Raw genomic sequence first — 16,973 nt, 5'->3', positions numbered from 1 at the left:
ACGTTCCTCACCGGTGCGTGTCCAGGTGCCTGCGGTGCAGCCACTTCGGCAGTCCCGGCGCCTCCAGGAAGCCCTCCGCGCGGGCCGAGGCGAGGCCGATGCGCAGCAGGTCCGCGCTCTTCTCGAAGAGCAGGAACCGCGGCTCCCAGATGGGCCGGTACTTGGCGTTGGCGCGGTACAGCGACTCGATCTGCCACCAGCGGGAGAAGAAGCTGAGCAGCGACCGCCACAGCCTGAGCACCGGTCCGGCCCCCAGGCGCGCGCCACGTTCGAAGACCGACCTGAACATGGCGAAGTTCAGTGAGACCTGCGTGATCCCGATCTCGCCGGCCCGCCGCAGCAGCTCGATGACCGCGAACTCCATCAGCCCGTTGTCGGAGTCCCGGTCCCGCCGCATGAGGTCGAGGGACAGCCCGTGCGGCCCCCACGGCACGAAGGAGAGCAGCGCCCGCAGCCGGCCCTGCGCGTCCGTGCACTCCAGCATCACGCACCGGCCGTCCTCCGGGTCCCCGAGCCGGCCCAGCGCCATGCTGAAGCCGCGCTCGGTCGCGCCGTCCCGCCAGTCGTCGGCGCGCTCCACGAGGTACGCCATCTCGTCCGCCGGGATGTCCTCGTGGCGCCGGATGCGCACCCGGTACCCGGCCCGCCGCACCCGGTTGTGCGCCTGCCGGACGGTGCGCATCGCCCGGCCCTCCAGGGTGAACTCGGCGACCTCCACGATCGCCTCGTCGCCCAGTTCCAGGGCGTCCAGGCCGTGCCGGGCGTAGACGGTGCCGGCCTCCTCGCTCGCCCCCATCACCGCCGGGATCCACCCGTGCGCCCGTGACTCCGCCAGCCACGGCACGATCGCCCCGGGCCAGGCCTCCGGGTCCCCGATGGGGTCCCCGGACGCCAGGCTCACTCCGCCGACCACCCGGTAGGCGACGGCGGCCTTCCCGGTCGGCGACCACACCACGCTCTTCTCCCGGCGCAGCGCGAAATAGCCGAGGGAGTCCCGGTCACCGTGCCGCTCCAGCAGGGCCCGCAGCCGCTTCTCGTCGTCCTCGGTGAGCGGGTCGACGGCCCGCCGGGAACGGAAGGCGGCGTAGAACACGGCGAGGACCAGGGCCGTGCTGAGGACGTTGACGGTGACGTTGGTCCAGTTGGGCGGCTCGATCCCCGGGAAGCGGGACTCCTGCGCGGCCACCGACACCAGGCGCAGGGTTCCGTAGTGCCAGCGCTCCAGGAACGTCGAACGGGCCGCGTCCGGCGCCTGGTTGGTGACGGTCACCAGCAGCCCGGCCAGCAGGCTCGCGGCGAGCCCCCCGACGACGGCCACCGTGGCCGCGAGCCGGGGGTTGGACCGGTCGCCCTTGGCGTAGAACTCCCGGCGGCCGGCGAGCAGTGCGCCGACGAAGGCGGCCGTCAGCGCCAGGGAGACCCAGTTCTGCGGGTACCGCCGGATGTCCGGGAACGTCATGGCGAACGCGAACAGGGCCAGGAAGAGGCCGCTCACCACCAGGTTCAGGATCCACGCGGCCCGCTTCCGGCGCCGCATCGTGATCGCCAGGAAGGCGGTGAACACCCCGGAGGCGAAGCCGGCCGTCAGCAGGTAGGGCGTGAAGAAGTCGTCCTGGTTGTGCCGGCGCACGTCCTGGCCGAGCGAGAGCCACACCCCGCTGAGGAAGTTGATGAACGCGACCGTCCGCAGGTACCAGACGGCGAAGGCGGCGGCCCTGCGGGAAGCCCCGGCGGACCGCCGCGCCCGCCCGTCCGACCGCTCTGTCTCGGCACGCTGCTCCACGGCAATTCGGGCATCTCCCATGGGGCAGAATCATATGGGCGCGACCCCGGCGAACCAGACCCATCTGACCCGGCCGCCACCATCCACCCGACTTTTCCCCACAACACCGCCCCATGGCGACACGGGCGACGGGCCGGGGCGGAGCGAACGGGGAGAGCGAAGAGGGGAAGCGGCTACTCCGGCTGTGCGAGGGGGGTGGCCTCGGGTTCCGGGTGGACGGAGGTGGCCTCGGACTCCGGGTGGACGGAGGTGGCCTCGGACTCCGGCTGTTCGGGGAGTTCCGCGGCCAGGGCGGCGGCGCTGCGGACCAGCGGCAGGGCCAGCAGCGCACCCACGCCCTCGCCGACCTTCACGCCCTGCTCCAGCAGCGGCTCCAGGGCCATCCGGTCCAGCGCCTTGCCCTGCCCGGGCTCCCCGCTGTCATGGCCGGCCAGCCACCAGTCCGGCGCCCGGAACGCCACCCGCTGCGCGACCAGCGCGCACGCCGCGGCCACGACGCCGTCCAGGATCACCGGCAGCTTGCGCACCGCGCACTGCAACAGGAACCCGGTCATCGCCGCGAGGTCCGCCCCGCCCACGGTCGCCAGCAGCTGCGTCTGGTCGCCGAGGACCGGCCGCGCCCGCCGCAGCGCGTCCCGGACGGCCGCGCACTTGCGCATCCACGCCAGGTCGTCGATCGCCAGCCCGCCCCGCCCGGTCACCACCGACGCGTCGGTGCCGCACAGCGCGGCGACGAGCACCGCCGCCGCCGTCGTCCCGCCCACGCTGACGTCACCGAGCACCACGAGATCGGTTCCCGAGTCGGCCTCCTCGTCGGCGACCGCGACCCCCGCGCGCAGGGCCGCCTCGGTCTCGTCCAGGGTGAGCGCGTCCTCGACGTCGATACGGCCGCTGCCCCGCCGCACCCGGTGCCGGACCACGTCCTCGGGCAGCGTCCCCGGATCGCAGTCCAGGGCCATGTCCACGACCCGTACCGGGACCTGGAGCCGGCGGGCGAGCACGGCCACCGGGCTCGCACCCTCCAGCACCGCCCGCACCAGCCGCTCCGCCCCGCCCGCGGGCCGCGCCGAGACGCCCAGCCCGGCGATGCCGTGGTCGCCGGCGAAGAGCACCACGCGCGGCCGTTCGACCTGCCGCACCGGTACGGCACCCTGCGCGGCGGCCAGCCACTCGCCCAGCTCGTCCAGCCGGCCCAGTGCCCCGGGCGGCACGGCCCGGCGCTCCCGCCGGGCCTCGGCGTCACGGCGCACGCCCCCGTCCGGGCGCTCGATCAGATCGCTGAAGTCGTCCAGATCAAACCTGCTCATTCGCCGAACAGTACAGCCGGCGGACTGACGCCGAGGTGCCACATGGCCACCACACCCCCGCGACGTCATTGCACCTCACCGCGGTATCCCATACGTTCCGGTTTGCAGCGGAATGTCGCACAGGGAGCCGCCCATGCCGACCTCGCCTCTCGTCCCCCGGACCACCACCCCCACCGACCCCTTCCAGGAACCGCGCCGCGAGGACTGCCCCTGGTGCGGCTCCCGGCGCCTGCGCACCCGGCTGCGCGCACCCGACCCGCTGCGGCACCGGCCGGGCACGTTCGCCCTGGACGGGTGCCGTGACTGCGGCCACGCCTTCCAGAACCCCCGGCTCAGCGCGGAGGGGCTCGCCTTCTTCCACCGCGACTTCTACGAGCGCCAGCTGGAGCAGCTCACCGAACGCGTCGTCCCCGCCCACGTGGCCCGCCGCCGGCACCGCGCCACCGCCTGGCGCCTGTCGGCACTGCGCGAACCGGAGAGCTGGCTGGACGTCGGCACGGGCCACGCCCGCTTCCCCGAGGCGGCGAAGGAGTTCTTCCCGTACACCAGCTTCGACGGCCTGGACCCGACGGCCCGCGTGGAACAGGCGCTGCTGGAGGGCCGCGTGGAGGAGGCGCACCGCGGTTATCTCACCACCCCCGGGACGGCGGCCCGGCTGCGCGCCCGCTACGACGTCGTCAGCATGTTCCACCATCTGGCGCACACCCCCGACCCGCGCGCCGAACTCCACGCCGCCCTCACGGTGCTGCGCCCCGGCGGCCACCTGGTCGTCGAATCCCCCGACCCGCGCTGCCTCTTCGCCACGCTCCTCGGCAGCTGGTGGCTCCCGTACGGCCAGCCCCGCCATCTGCACCTGGTCCCGCTCGCCAACCTCCGCACCGAACTGCGGGCCCAGGGCTGCACGGTGCTCGTCACCGACCGCACGACCCCGCACCAGCCGTACGACCTGTCGGCGGCCGCCGTCCTCGCCCTGGCCCACGTCAACCCGCTGCTGAGAGGCATGGCCGAGCCCCTGCCGGCGCTGGCCGGGACCGTGGACCGCACGCTGGCGCCCCTGCTGCGCCGTACGCGGTTCGCCAACGCGTACCGCATCGTCGCGCGCAAGGACACCCGGTGAGCCGGGCGCCGCTCAGCCCCTGAGGACCAGCGCCTGCCCGGCCACGACCAGCACCACCTGTTCGCACTCCGCCCCGAACGCCGCGTTCAGCCGCCCCAGTTCGTCCCGGAAGCGCCGGCCCGACGCCGTCGCCGGCACGATTCCCGACCCCACCTCGTTCGACACCGCCACCACGGTCCGCCGCGCCGCGCGCACCGCGGACGTCAGCTCCCGCACCCGTTCCCGCAGCGCCTTCTGCGCCCCGCCCGCCCACTCCGAGTCGTCCCACGCCCCGACGGCGTCCATCACGTCGGTCAGCCACAGCGACAGACAGTCGATCAGCAGCGGCGGCCCCTCCCCGGCCAGCAGCGGCACCAGGTCCGTCGTCTCCGCCGTACGCCACGACCCCGGCCGCCGCTCCCGGTGCGTGGCCACCCGCTCCGCCCACTCGGTGTCCCCGCCGCGCGTGCCGCCGGTCGCCACGTACACCACGCCCGGGAACGCCTCCAGGCGCCGCTCCGCCTCCACCGACTTCCCCGAACGGGCCCCGCCCAGCACCAGTGTCCGGCGCGGCACGTCCGGCACGTCCTCGTACGCCCCGACCGTCAGCGTCGTACCGTCCGGGACCGCCCGCGCCCCGGCCGCCGCGAGCCGGCGCCGCAGCTCCGCGCCCGGCGGCACGTCGTGGTCGAGGTGGACGGCGAGCACGTCCGTCGCCGGACCGGCCGAGCCGGCCGCGCGGAGCCGGGCGAGCGCGTCCGGGCGGCCCACGACATCCGCGAGGACCAGGTCGTACGGCTCCGACGCCGTCCCCTGAAGACCGGCCGGCGCCCCGCCCGGCGGCAGGTACAGCAGGCGCTGCCCGTCCGGCCCGGTCACCGCGTACCCGGTGCCGCCCGCGTCCATCGCCACGGCCCGCACCCGATGCCCCGTCAGCAGCGCCAGCTCCCGCCCGTCCGCGACCCGGCCGGGCTGCGGCAGCCCGGCCGGCACCTCCACCGCCGGGCCGTCGTGCGGGTGCGACAGCAGCGCCTGGCGCACCCCGCCCAGCGAATGCCCGGCGCGGGCCGCCGCGAACGCCACTCCCGGCGTCAGGTCGAGCAGCAGCGTCCCGTCCACGAGCACCGCGGTCGCGGCCCGCGCGTCCGGCCCGAGCGCGCTCGCGCAGGCGGCACAGGAACAGTCGGGGCGAGGCAGTCCCGCGGGGGCACCGGTACCGAGCAGAGTGATTTCCACGCACCGATTTTCGCCTGTCCGCGCAGGTCTTGCGCTTCCGGCTAGGCTGCCGACAGGTGTTGGATCGAAGGAGGACCACATGACGGCATGGACGTGGCGGTTCGAGACGGCCGACGGGACGGAGGTCCAGCCGGCCGTGCAGCCGGAGGACTTCACCACGCAGGGGGATGCCGAGTCCTGGATCGGCGAGCACTGGAAGAGCCTCAAGGACGGCGGGGCCGACCAGGTGCGGCTGTTCGAGGAGACCAGTGAGATCTACGGGCCGATGAGCCTGCACGCCGACGCGTGATCCGGCCGGCGGTGAGGAGGGCCGCCTCCCTCCTCACTGCTCGCCCAGCGTGACCTGAGCCGTCCGCTCCGTGCCGTCCCGCCGGTACGTCACCGTGGTCCGCTGCCCCGGCCGGCCCGCCGCCAGCGCCTCCGAGAGCGAGGTGATGGAGGTGACGGGCTGGTCACCGAGCCGGGTGATGACGTCACCGGGACGCAGGCCCGCCCGGGCGGCCGGGCCGCCGCCGTGCACACTGACCACCGCCGCCCCGGCCGGCCGGTAGCGGTCGTCCACCACCGTCCGCGCGGTGATGCCGAGGGCGGCCCGCCCGGAGTCGACGACCCTGCCCTTCTCGATGATCTGGTCGGCGACCGTGCGCACCATGGACGCGGGGATCGCGAACCCGATGCCGGGCGCCGCACCGCCCCCGAGGTCCGGGTCGGTCGCGGCCAGCGTCGGGATGCCGACGACCCGCCCGTTCAGGCCGACCAGGGCGCCGCCGCTGTTCCCGGGGTTGATGGCGGCCGACGTCTGCACCATGTTCGCGATGGTCGCGCCCGTACCACCGCCGGTGCTGCCCTCGCTGACGGTCCGTCCGGTCGCCGAGACGATCCCCTGGGTGACGCTGGACGACAGCCCGAGCGGCGAACCCATGGCCAGCACGATCTGGCCCACCTGCACCTTCTCGGAGTCCCCGAACACCGCGGGCCTGAGCCCGCCCGGCGGCCGGTCCAGCCTGATCACCGCGAGGTCCTGCTCGGGATAGGAGTACACCAGCCTCGCGGTGAGCGGCTCCTGGTTGTGGGCGGTGGTCACCTGGAAGGTCTTCTCGGAGCCGACCACGTGCGCGTTGGTGACGATGTGCCCGTCACCGTCGTACACCACCCCGGAGCCCAGGTCGTTGCTCGCCCGGATCTGCACGACCGACGGCAGGACCTCTCCGATGACCTTCAGGTACTGGCCCTCCAGGCCGTCCACGGACGTCGGTACGGCCGCCCGGGTGGCCGCCGCGGTGTCCGCTCCGGCTCGGGCGGGACCGGAGCAGCCGGCGGCCAGGGCCGCGCAGCACACCAGCGCGAGGGCCCGGACGACGGCCGTCCGCGGGGCACGGGCAGGGGAAGCGTTCATGCCCCGAGTCTCACCGCGCGGTGATCACCCGGCCCGTGCTGTTGCCCCGAACGGGCTCAGCCGCGTACGCCGCACAGGTGCAGCAGCGCCGCCACCGCGCGGTAGGGGTCCGTGCGGCCCGCCCGCTCCTCGGCCGCCAGCAGCGCCCGGAGGTCCTCCGGGACCGCCGCGCCGTCCGGCACCGTGTCTGTGAAGACCTGGACGCCGTACCAGGCGTGCAGCGGGGCCGCGATGCCGTCGAGCGTGGCGCTGAGGGTCGCCAGCCGGTCGGCCCGGACGTCCGTACCGAGCCGGACGGGATTCTCCTCGTCCGTGTCCGGCCGGGCGCGGGGGACGTGGGCGGCGGTGTCGAAGGCGGCCAGCGCGCCCGCCCAGTCGCCGCTGAGACCCGGCCGCATCGCCGGCGCGTCGCCGTTGCGGACCAGCAGGGAGAGCAGACCGCCCGGGGCCAGCATCCGGGCCAGACCCGCCACCAGCGGATCGGGCTCCGTGACGTACATCAGCACGCCGTGGCACAGCACCACGTCGAAACTGCCCGGCAGGAAGTGCACACCCGTGTCCCGGCCGTCGCTCTGCACCAGCCGGACCCGCTCCCGGATGCCCTCCGGCTCCCGGCCGAGCGCCTCACGGGCGGCGGCGAGCAGCGTCGCGTTCTGCTCGACCCCGGTCACCTGGTGGCCGAGCCGGGCCAGCCGCAGCGCCTGCGCGCCCCGGCCCATGCCCACGTCCAGCACCCGCAGCCGCCGCCCGACCGGGAACCGCCCGGCTATCTGCTCGTCGAGCTGCCGGGCCAGCAGTTCCCGCCGTACGACCTCACGCAGCCCGCCGGGTCCGGCCGGCCGGGCCGCCTCCCCGGTGAAAGCCTCTGCGCTCAGGGCCGCTCTCCGCGCTTGACCTGCGGCTTCGGCATCCGGAGCCGGCGGATCTGAAGGGACCGCATCAGGGCGTAGGCGACCGCGCCGCGCGTGTTCCCGTCCGGGAAGCGCTCCTTGAGCCGCTTCTTCAGCCGGAAGCCGCTGACGGCCGCGTCCAGCACGATCAGCACGATCACGATCAGCCACAGCAGCAGCGCGACGGTCTGGATCGCGGGCACCCGGACCACGCTCAGCACGAGGATCACCACGGCGAACGGCAGGAAGAACTCCGCCACGTTGAACCGCGAGTCCACCCAGTCCCGGGCGAACTTGCGGACCGGGCCCTTGTCCCGGGCCGGCAGATAGCGCTCGTCCCCGCCGGCCAGCGCGCGGCGCTGCCGCTCCAGGGCCTGGCGCCGCTCCTCGCGCTGCCGCTTCGCGGCCTCCTTGCGGTTCGTCGGGGTACTGGCCACGCTGCGGCGCTGGGACTGGGCCTCACTGCGCTTGGGCGTGGGCCGACCCTTGGGGGCCTGCGGGTCACGGGGCTGCTTGGAGAGGGTCACCTGCGCCTTGTCGGCGGTCGGGGCCTTCTCTTCCTTGGCACGGCTACGGAACACAAAACCCAAGGGTAAGCGCTGCGCCGGCATGCTCCCCCGCCCGGCGGGGAACGATCCGGCAACACCGGACGTCCTCAAAGGGACAGAGAGGACACGGGAGCGGGCGCTCCGGTGCGATCACCTACTCCTTACGCCGGAGCGGTGCGCACCGCAGTCGTCCTCGGGGATGAGCGCATCACTCCCCGAACAGTGCGGTAATGGAGGCAGGGCCCGTACTGTGGGTCCTGTCGCAGGATCGGTGAGCCGGAGTCCGTCAGAAGGGGGCGCGCGAAGCCCATGAGCGGTGTCATGAAGCGTATGGGGATGATCTTCCGCGCGAAGGCGAACAAGGCCCTTGACCGGGCCGAGGACCCGCGCGAGACCCTCGATTACTCCTACCAGAAGCAGCTGGAGCTGCTCCAGAAGGTGCGGCGCGGTGTCGCCGACGTGGCGACCAGCCGCAAGCGCCTGGAGCTCCAGCTCAACCAGCTCCAGCAGCAGTCCTCGAAGCTGGAGGACCAGGGCCGCAAGGCGCTCGCGCTCGGCCGTGAGGACCTCGCCCGCGAGGCGCTGTCCCGGCGCGCCGCCCTCCAGCAGCAGGTGACGGACCTGGAGACGCAGCACACCACCCTCCAGGGCGAGGAGGAGAAGCTCACCCTCGCGGCCCAGCGCCTCCAGGCCAAGGTGGACGCCTTCCGCACCAAGAAGGAGACCATCAAGGCCACCTACACCGCCGCCCAGGCCCAGACCCGGATCGGCGAGGCCTTCTCCGGCATCTCCGAGGAGATGGGCGACGTCGGCCTGGCCATTCAGCGTGCCGAGGACAAGACCGCCCAGCTCCAGGCGCGGGCCGGTGCCATCGACGAACTGCTCGCCTCCGGCGCCCTGGACGACCCCTCCGGCATGCAGAAGGACGACCTCCAGGCCGAGCTGGACCGGCTCTCCGGTGGTACGGATGTAGAGCTGGAACTCCAGCGCATGAAGGCGGAGCTGGCCGGCGGTTCCCCGCAGCAGGCCATCGAGGGTGGCACCGGTCAGGGACAGACCCAGCAGCAGCCGCAGGACACCCCGCGCTTCGACAAGCAGTAGCCCCGCGCCGGGACCGAGCCGAGGAGGCCGACGTGATCGTACGGATCATGGGGGAGGGCCAGGTCGAGCTGGACGACGTCCACCTCACCGAGCTGAACAGGCTGGACGACGACCTGCTCGACGAGATGGAGAGCGGTGACGGTGAGGGCTTCCGCCGCACGCTGTCCGCTCTCCTGGACGCCGTCCGCCGGCTCGGCACCCCGCTGCCGGACGACGCGCTGGAACCCTCGGGACTGATCCTGCCGTCGCCGGACGCGACGCTGGAGGAGGTCCGGGACCTCCTCGGCGACGACGGCCTGATCCCCAGCTGACCCCAGCCACCTACGCCGGCCACTCCGGCACGGGCCCGGCCGCGGCCCGAGGGGCGGTCCCACGGGGCAGCGGCCGGCTGCCTCGGCGGTGCCACCGAGGCAGCCGGGGAACGGGGCTCGGGGTGGCGCGGTTCCGGCTGTCGTGCTTCCGGGCTCGGGGACGGAGCGGCGCTGGCCGTCATGCTTTCGGGGAAACAGGGCTCGGGAGCGGTGGCCCCGGTGCCCTCCAGCGGCCCCGGAGCTGCCTGCCGTGACTCCTGCTCCGGACTGCGGAGGCTTTCCCGCTCGGCGATGACCGGCCTGCCGCCGGAGCCGGGGCTCGCCGGGCGGCGGCCTCCGCACCGTTGGGCGGCCCGGCCGGCCGGTGACCCCCCGCCTGGCTGTCGCTCCCGGGCTCGGGTCTGCCCGCCTGGCTGGGACTCCCGGGTCCCGTACGGCGCGTGTGGCGATGCCCGCGATGCTGTGGCCGAGGCCGCGTTCCCGCGGTCGCGGGCCCCGGCCGGGCCGGTGCGCGGCGTTCGTCCGTGTGGCTGACCGGCACGGGGCCGGGCCGTACTGTTCACCCCGTGAGCACTCTCGAACGCGCCCGGTGCAGCCTCAGGGCCCACCCCCTCGCGCTGGACGCGGCGCTCGCCGCGGGCGTGCTGGTCTGCATGGTCGCCGGTTCCTTCGTGGTGCCCCGGAGCGAGAACGGCGTGACCTGGGGCGTACGCGTCCCGGACACCCTCAGCCTCCTGCTGATGCTGGTCGGCGCCGCGGCGCTCGTCCTGCGCCGCCGCGCTCCCAAGGCGGTCCTCGCCCTCACCGGCACCGTCTCCGTGGTCGAGTGCGTCACCGGTGACCCGCGTGCCCCGGTCGCGATGTCCGCCGTCGTCGCCCTGTACACCGTCGCCTCGACCACGGACCGCGCCACCACCTGGCGCCTCGGCCTGCTCACCATGACCGTGCTGACGGCCGCCGCCGTGTTCGCCGGCCCGCTGCCCTGGTACGCCCAGGAGAACCTCGGCGTCCTGGCCTGGACCGGTATCGGCGCCACCGCGGGGGACGCCGTACGCAGCCGCCGCGCGGTCGTCCAGGCCATGCGGGACCGCGCCGAACGCGCCGAACGCACCCGCGAGGAGGAGGCCCGCCGCCGGGTCGCCGAGGAGCGGCTGCGCATCGCCCGTGACCTGCACGACGTCGTCGCCCACCACATCGCCCTGGTGAACGTGCAGGCCGGTGTCGCCGCGCACGTCATGGACAAGCGGCCCGACCAGGCCAAGGAGGCCCTCGCCCACGTCCGCGAGGCCGGCCGCAGCGCGCTGAACGAACTGCGCGCCACCGTCGGTCTGCTCCGCCAGTGCGGCGACCCGGAGGCCCCCACCGAGCCCGCCCCCGGCCTGGACCGCCTGGAGGACCTCCTCACCACCTTCCGCAGCGCCGGCCTCCCGGTCCGGCTGGTCGGCGCCGACCGGGCCGCCGCACTGCCCGCCGCCGTCGACCTGGCCGCCTACCGCATCGTGCAGGAGGCGCTGACCAACGTGCAGAAGCACGCGGGTCCCGGGGCCGGCGCCGAGGTGAGCATCGTCCGCGCCGGTCCGGACGTGGAGGTCACCGTCCTCGACGACGGCCCGGGAGGACCCGGCGCGCCGGAGGCCGGCGGCGGGCACGGGCTGCTCGGCATGCGCGAGCGGGTCACCGCCCTCGGCGGCGCCCTGACCACCGGCCCCCGCCCCGGAGGCGGCTTCCGCGTCCATGCGATCCTGCCGGTCCAGACGGTGACGGCCCAGGGGGAGCCCGTATGACCATCCGTGTCCTGCTCGCCGACGACCAGGCGCTGCTGCGCAGCGCGTTCCGGGTGCTGGTCGACTCCGAGCCCGACATGGAGGTGGTGGGGGAGGCCGCCGACGGGGCGGAGGCGGTCCGGCTGGCCCGGGAGCACAGCCCCGACGTCGTCCTCATGGACATCCGGATGCCCGGCACCGACGGTCTCGCCGCGACCCGGCTGATCAGCGCCGACCCCTCCCTCGGGCAGGTCCGGGTGGTCATCCTGACCACGTTCGAGGTGGACGACCACGTCGTCCGGGCGCTGCGCGCCGGCGCCTCCGGCTTCCTCGGCAAGGGCAGCGAACCCGAGGAGCTGCTCAACGCCATCCGGGTCGCGGCCGGCGGCGAGGCACTGCTGTCCCCGGCCGCCACCAAGGGCCTGATCGCCCGCTTCCTCGCCCGGGGCGACGACGGCGACGGCCCGGATCCGGCCCGTTCCGAGCGGCTCGGCGCGCTCACCGGCAGGGAGCGGGAGGTCCTCGGCCTGGTCGCGGGCGGCCACTCCAACGACGAGATCGCCCAGCGCCTCGCCGTCAGCCCCCTGACGGTGAAGACGCACGTCAACCGGGCCATGGCCAAACTGGGCGCGCGCGACCGGGCCCAGCTCGTCGTGATCGCGTACGAGTCGGGGCTGGTCCGTCCGCGGATGGAGTGATCTCCACCCTGGCGTACTGCGCGGGGAGTAGGAGCCGGACGAGGAACGGGACCTGGGGGCTACGGAGCGGCTCCCCGCGATGGTCCAGGGTGGTGGGGTGGGCGCTCACCTGTGCGTCCCGTGGCTGCTTCCGCCGTGGTTCAGGGCCGTGGCGCAGCGCTTCTGCCGCTCACAGAAGAGAGACCCTCACCCATGTTCCGGCTGTCCGGATTCAGCCTTGCCCAACGGGCCCTCGTCGGGCTCGTGTCGCTCGTCGCGCTCGCCTTCGGGCTGATCGCGATACCCCAGATCAAACAGCAGCTGCTGCCCACCATCGAACTGCCCATGGTGTCGGTGATCGCCCCCTACCAGGGCGCCGCACCCGATGTCGTGGAGAAGCAGGTCGTCGAGCCGATCGAGGACAACCTCCAGGCCGTCGACGGCGTCAGCGGTGTCACCTCCACCGCGAGCGAGGGCAACGCCGTGATCATGGCGTCGTTCGACTACGGCAACGACACCAAGCGGATCGTCTCCGACGTCCAGCAGGCCGTGAACCGGGCTCGCAACCGGCTCCCCGACGACGTCGACCCGCAGGTCGTCTCCGGCTCCACGGACGACATGCCGACCGTCGTCCTCGCCGTCACCTCCGACAAGGACCAGCAGGCCCTCGCCGACCAGCTGGACACGACGGTGGTCCCGGCGCTGAAGGACATCGACGGCGTCGGCCGCGTCCAGGTCATGGGCGTCCGCGACCTCCAGGTCACCGTCACCCCCGACGACGCGAAGCTCGCGCGCGCCGGCCTGACCACCGCGTCCCTCGGCGAGGCCCTCAGGGCGGCCGGGGCGACCGTCCCGGCCGGCTCCTTCGACGAGGACGGCGCCGACCGCACCGTCCAGGTCGGCGGCGGCCTCACCTCGCTGAAGCAGATCAGGGACCTGACCGTCACCGCCGAGGACGCCCGCAGGCCCGTACGCCTCGGTGCCGTGGCCACCGTCCGGGAGCAGCCCGCCCCGGCCGACTCCCTGACACGCACCGACGGCCGGCCCAGCCTCGCCGTCAACGTGACGATGGACCACGACGGCAGCGCGGTCGCCATCTCCGGCGCGGTCGCGGACAAGCTGCCCGGCCTGCGCGCGGACCTCGGCTCGGGCGCCAGGCTCACGGTCGTCAGCGACCAGGGCCCGGCGGTGTCCAAGTCCATCAAGGGCCTGACCACGGAGGGCGCGCTCGGTCTGCTCTTCGCGGTCGTGATCATCCTGGTCTTCCTGGCGTCGGTGCGCTCGACGCTGGTCACCGCGGTGTCCATTCCGCTGTCGGTCGTCCTCGCGCTGATCGTGCTGTGGACGCGCGGCCTGTCGCTGAACATGCTCACGCTCGGCGCGCTGACCATCGCCATCGGCCGGGTCGTCGACGACTCGATCGTGGTCCTGGAGAACATCAGGCGGCACCTCGGCTACGGCGAGGAGCGGCAGGAGGCCATCCTCACCGCGGTGCGCGAGGTGGCCGGCGCGGTCACCTCCTCCACCCTCACCACGGTCGCCGTGTTCCTGCCGATCGGCCTGGTCGGCGGCATGGTGGGCGCCCTGTTCGGCTCGTTCAGCATCACGGTCACGGCCGCGCTGCTGGCGTCCCTGCTGGTGTCGCTGACGGTCGTGCCCGTCCTGTCGTACTGGTTCCTGCGCGCCCCCAAGGGCACCCCCGGGGACGCGGCCGAGGCCCGCCGCGCGGCCGAGGCGAAGGAGGCGAACAGCCGCCTCCAGCGCGCGTACGTCCCCGTCCTGCGCTTCGCCACCCGCCGCCGCCTCACCAGCGTGCTCATCGCCGTCGCCGTCCTGGCCGTCACGTTCGGCATGTCCGGCCTGCTCAAGACCAACTTCTTCGACCAGGGCGACCAGGAGGTCCTCACCCTCCGGCAGAAGACGGAGCCCGGCACCGGCCTGGCCGCCACCGACGCGCAGGCCCGGCGGGTGGAGAAGCTGCTCGCCGCCACCGAGGGCGTGAAGGACTACCAGGTCACCGTCGGCTCCTCCGGCTTCATGGCCGCCTTCGGCGGCGGCACCGACACCAACCAGGCCACCTACCAGGTGATGCTGAAGGACTCGGCGTCCTACGACGACGTCCGGCAGCGCGTGACGGACGGGCTGGCGAAGCTCCACGGCATCGGCACGACCACCGTGTCGGCCGGCGGCGGCTTCGGCAACCAGGACCTGAGCGTCGTCGTGAAGGCCTCCGACCCGCGGGCGCTGCGCACGGCGGCCGAACAGGTCCGCTCCGCGGTCGCCGGCCTCGACCACGTCACCGACGTCACCAGCGACCTCGCGCAGAGCGTGCCCCGGATCTCGGTCAGGGCGAACGCGAAGGCCGCCGCGGCCGGATTCGACGACCAGAAGCTGGGCGCCGCGGTCGCGCAGGCCGTGCGCGGCACGACGGCCACGAAGGCGGTCCTCGACGACACCGAGCGCGACGTCGTCGTACGGTCGGCGAAGCCCGTCACGACCCTGGCCCGGCTGAAGGCGCTGCGGCTCGGCCCGGTGAAGCTGGGCGACATCGCCACGGTGAAGGCGGTGGACGGCCCGGTGTCCATGACCCGGATCGACGGGCGGCGCGCGGCCACCGTCACGGCCAGGCCGACGGGCGACAACACCGGCGCGGTCAGCAGCAGGCTCCAGTCGGGAATCAAGGCCCTGAAGCTGCCCGCGGGCGCCACGGCCGAGATCGGCGGGGTCACCTCCGACCAGGACGACGCGTTCAAGAACCTGGGCCTGGCCATGCTGGCGGCCATCGCGATCGTCTTCATGCTCCTGGTCGCGACGTTCCGCTCGCTCGCCCAGCCGCTGATCCTGCTGGTCTCCATCCCCTTCGCGGCGACGGGCGCGATCGGCCTGCTGGTCGCGACCGGCACCCCGATGGGCGTGCCGGCGATGATCGGCATGCTGATGCTGATCGGCATCGTGGTGACCAACGCGATCGTGCTGATCGACCTGATCAACCAGTACCGTGCCCAGGGTCACGGCGTGGTGGAAGCCGTGGTCGAGGGCGGCCGGCACCGCCTCCGCCCGATCCTGATGACGGCCCTGGCCACCGTCTTCGCCCTGCTGCCGATGGCCCTGGGCGTCACCGGTGAGGGCGGCTTCATCGCCCAGCCGCTGGCGGTCGTCGTCATCGGCGGCCTGATCAGCTCCACCCTGCTGACGCTGCTCCTCGTCCCGACGCTCTACGCGACGCTGGAGCTGCGCAAGGAGCGCCGGGCGCACAAGCGGGCCGAGAAGCGGCGGACGAAGGCACAGCGGACGCCGGAGCCGGCCGGGGTGTGACGGCATGACGAAGGGCCGGGCCTCACGGGGAGGCCCGGCCCTTTCGCGCGTGCGGCGGCAGTACGCTACGGCAGCGCCAGCATCCGCTCCAGCGCCAGCTTCGCGAACGCCTCCGTCTCCTTGTCGACCTCGATCCGGTTGACCAGGTTGCCCTCGGCCAGGGACTCCAGGGTCCAGACCAGGTGGGGCAGGTCGATGCGGTTCATGGTCGAGCAGAAGCAGACCGTCCGGTCGAGGAAGACGATCTCCTTGCCCTCGGGAGCGAAACGGTTCGCCAGGCGGCGCACCAGGTTCAGCTCGGTGCCGATGGCCCACTTGGAGCCGGCCGGGGCCGCCTCCAGCGCCTTGATGATGTACTCGGTCGAACCGACGTGGTCCGCCGCGGCGACGACCTCGTGCCGGCACTCGGGGTGGACCAGGACGTTCACGCCCGGGATGCGCGCGCGGACGTCGTTCACCGACTCCACGCTGAACCGGCCGTGGACCGAGCAGTGCCCGCGCCACAGGATCATCTTGGCGGCGCGCAGCTCGTCCGCCGTGAGGCCGCCGTTCGGCTTGTGCGGGTTGTAGAGCACGCAGTCGTCCAGGGACATCCCCATGTCACGGACGGCGGTGTTGCGGCCCAGGTGCTGGTCGGGCAGGAAGAGGACCTTCTCGCCCTGCTCGAACGCCCAGTCCAGGGCGCGCCTGGCATTGGACGACGTGCAGATGGTGCCGCCGTGCCTGCCGGTGAACGCCTTGATGTCGGCGGAGGAGTTCATGTAGGAGACGGGGACCACCAGGTCGGCCACCCCGGCCTCGGTCAGCACGTCCCAGCACTCCGCGACCTGCTCGGCCGTCGCCATGTCGGCCATGGAGCAGCCGGCGGCGAGGTCGGGAAGGACGACCTTCTGGTCGTCGGAGGTCAGGATGTCCGCCGACTCGGCCATGAAGTGCACACCGCAGAAGACGATGTACTCGGCCTCCGGGCGCGCCGCGGCGTCCCGGGCCAGCTTGAAGGAATCGCCCGTGACGTCGGCGAACTGGATGACCTCGTCGCGCTGGTAGTGGTGGCCGAGCACGAAGACCTTGTCTCCGAGCTTCTCCTTGGCCGCGCGGGCCCGTTCGACCAGGTCGGGGTCGGACGGGGAGGGCAGGTCACCGGGGCACTCGACGCCCCGCTCGCTCCTCGGGTCGGCCTCACGGCCGAGCAGCAGCAGGGCGAGCGGAGTCGGCTGCACGTCGAGTTCCGGGGTCTGGGCGGTGGTCACGACACGCGACCCTTTCTGCTTTTCGTCTAACTGACGCTATCTATCATAGCTGGTTCACGTCACTTTGACGACGGCCATAACGTCCATGTGACGTGAATCCCCTCGGCGCTCTCCCCGGCCCTCTCCGGTCCCCCGCCGCCCGGCGGAGTCCGGCTCCGGGCCGCTGTCCGCCTCCAGGGGCATGTGCGAGCATGAAGAAGGAACAACGAACGCGACCACTGACTGGCCGGCCCGGAATGAATCCGCGGAAGCGCCGGTTGCACTCGTCGGCAAGCAGTCTCCGTACAACCCGGGAGAGAT

General features: G+C 73.4%; 14 protein-coding genes. 7 read left to right on the top strand and 7 right to left on the bottom strand.

The window, feature by feature from the left end:
• Window positions 1-7: 7 nt before the first annotated feature.
• Together AB0F03_RS01150 and cobT are read right to left on the bottom strand one after the other, a co-directional pair.
• Window positions 8-1,804 (bottom strand): phosphatidylglycerol lysyltransferase domain-containing protein, encoded by a 1,797-nt coding sequence (locus tag AB0F03_RS01150; RefSeq protein WP_361984990.1) that lies wholly within the window; start codon window positions 1,802-1,804, stop codon window positions 8-10.
• Window positions 1,805-1,956: 152 nt separating this feature from the next.
• Window positions 1,957-3,090: a nicotinate-nucleotide--dimethylbenzimidazole phosphoribosyltransferase gene (cobT, locus tag AB0F03_RS01145; protein ID WP_361984987.1), complete on the bottom strand. Its 1,134-nt coding sequence runs from the start codon at window positions 3,088-3,090 to the stop codon at window positions 1,957-1,959.
• 133 nt (window positions 3,091-3,223) lie between these two features.
• Between cobT and AB0F03_RS01140 the strand changes: the two genes are divergently transcribed.
• Window positions 3,224-4,207 (top strand): class I SAM-dependent methyltransferase, encoded by a 984-nt coding sequence (locus AB0F03_RS01140; protein WP_361984984.1) that lies wholly within the window; start codon window positions 3,224-3,226, stop codon window positions 4,205-4,207.
• Window positions 4,208-4,219: 12 nt separating this feature from the next.
• Here the strand turns inward: AB0F03_RS01140 and AB0F03_RS01135 are convergent, their stop codons facing one another.
• Window positions 4,220-5,422 carry a bifunctional adenosylcobinamide kinase/adenosylcobinamide-phosphate guanylyltransferase gene (locus AB0F03_RS01135; protein ID WP_361984981.1) on the bottom strand — a complete coding sequence of 401 codons (1,203 nt, stop codon included), beginning with the start codon at window positions 5,420-5,422 and terminating at the stop codon, window positions 4,220-4,222.
• Between the two features lie 79 nt (window positions 5,423-5,501).
• Between AB0F03_RS01135 and AB0F03_RS01130 the strand changes: the two genes are divergently transcribed.
• Window positions 5,502-5,711 carry a hypothetical protein gene (locus AB0F03_RS01130; protein ID WP_361984979.1) on the top strand — a complete coding sequence of 70 codons (210 nt, stop codon included), beginning with the start codon at window positions 5,502-5,504 and terminating at the stop codon, window positions 5,709-5,711.
• A 33-nt stretch (window positions 5,712-5,744) separates the two neighbouring features.
• Here the strand turns inward: AB0F03_RS01130 and AB0F03_RS01125 are convergent, their stop codons facing one another.
• The 3 genes from AB0F03_RS01125 to AB0F03_RS01115 all read right to left on the bottom strand — a co-directional run bounded on the left by AB0F03_RS01125 (window position 5,745) and on the right by AB0F03_RS01115 (window position 8,319).
• The gene (locus AB0F03_RS01125) at window positions 5,745-6,818 is read right to left on the bottom strand and encodes a trypsin-like peptidase domain-containing protein (RefSeq protein ID WP_361984976.1); all 1,074 of its coding nucleotides are present in this window, start codon (window positions 6,816-6,818) and stop codon (window positions 5,745-5,747) included.
• A 56-nt stretch (window positions 6,819-6,874) separates the two neighbouring features.
• Complete coding sequence (locus tag AB0F03_RS01120) at window positions 6,875-7,612, bottom strand: class I SAM-dependent methyltransferase (protein WP_361985801.1); 738 nt, start codon at window positions 7,610-7,612, stop codon at window positions 6,875-6,877.
• Window positions 7,613-7,689: 77 nt separating this feature from the next.
• Window positions 7,690-8,319, bottom strand: coding sequence for a DUF3043 domain-containing protein (locus tag AB0F03_RS01115; RefSeq protein WP_361984974.1), 630 nt, complete (start codon window positions 8,317-8,319; stop codon window positions 7,690-7,692).
• 246 nt (window positions 8,320-8,565) lie between these two features.
• Between AB0F03_RS01115 and AB0F03_RS01110 the strand changes: the two genes are divergently transcribed.
• The 5 genes from AB0F03_RS01110 to AB0F03_RS01090 all read left to right on the top strand — a co-directional run bounded on the left by AB0F03_RS01110 (window position 8,566) and on the right by AB0F03_RS01090 (window position 15,423).
• Window positions 8,566-9,357, top strand: coding sequence for a PspA/IM30 family protein (locus AB0F03_RS01110; RefSeq protein ID WP_121789173.1), 792 nt, complete (start codon window positions 8,566-8,568; stop codon window positions 9,355-9,357).
• Window positions 9,358-9,389: 32 nt separating this feature from the next.
• The gene (locus AB0F03_RS01105) at window positions 9,390-9,668 is read left to right on the top strand and encodes a hypothetical protein (protein ID WP_361984971.1); all 279 of its coding nucleotides are present in this window, start codon (window positions 9,390-9,392) and stop codon (window positions 9,666-9,668) included.
• 566 nt (window positions 9,669-10,234) lie between these two features.
• Window positions 10,235-11,452, top strand: a complete 1,218-nt coding sequence (locus tag AB0F03_RS01100; protein ID WP_361984968.1) for a histidine kinase — start codon at window positions 10,235-10,237, stop codon at window positions 11,450-11,452.
• Window positions 11,449-12,129: a response regulator transcription factor gene (locus tag AB0F03_RS01095; RefSeq protein WP_361984966.1), complete on the top strand. Its 681-nt coding sequence runs from the start codon at window positions 11,449-11,451 to the stop codon at window positions 12,127-12,129. Before AB0F03_RS01100 ends, AB0F03_RS01095 begins: the two co-directional genes overlap by 4 nt.
• Before the next feature lie 192 nt (window positions 12,130-12,321).
• A complete protein-coding gene (locus AB0F03_RS01090; protein ID WP_361984963.1) occupies window positions 12,322-15,423 on the top strand; it encodes an efflux RND transporter permease subunit in 3,102 nt (1,033 codons plus the stop codon).
• A 65-nt stretch (window positions 15,424-15,488) separates the two neighbouring features.
• Here AB0F03_RS01090 and nadA read toward each other — a convergent pair whose 3' ends face one another.
• Window positions 15,489-16,673 carry a quinolinate synthase NadA gene (gene nadA, locus AB0F03_RS01085; RefSeq protein ID WP_361984960.1) on the bottom strand — a complete coding sequence of 395 codons (1,185 nt, stop codon included), beginning with the start codon at window positions 16,671-16,673 and terminating at the stop codon, window positions 15,489-15,491.
• Between the last annotated feature and the right edge of the window lie 300 nt (window positions 16,674-16,973).

This window comes from Streptomyces sp. NPDC028722 (genome assembly GCF_040637655.1).
In the GTDB taxonomy this organism is placed as follows: Bacteria; Actinomycetota; Actinomycetes; order Streptomycetales; family Streptomycetaceae; genus Streptomyces.
Note: the sequence above shows the minus strand (reverse complement) of the source record. Positions and strands in the feature narration are given on the sequence as shown.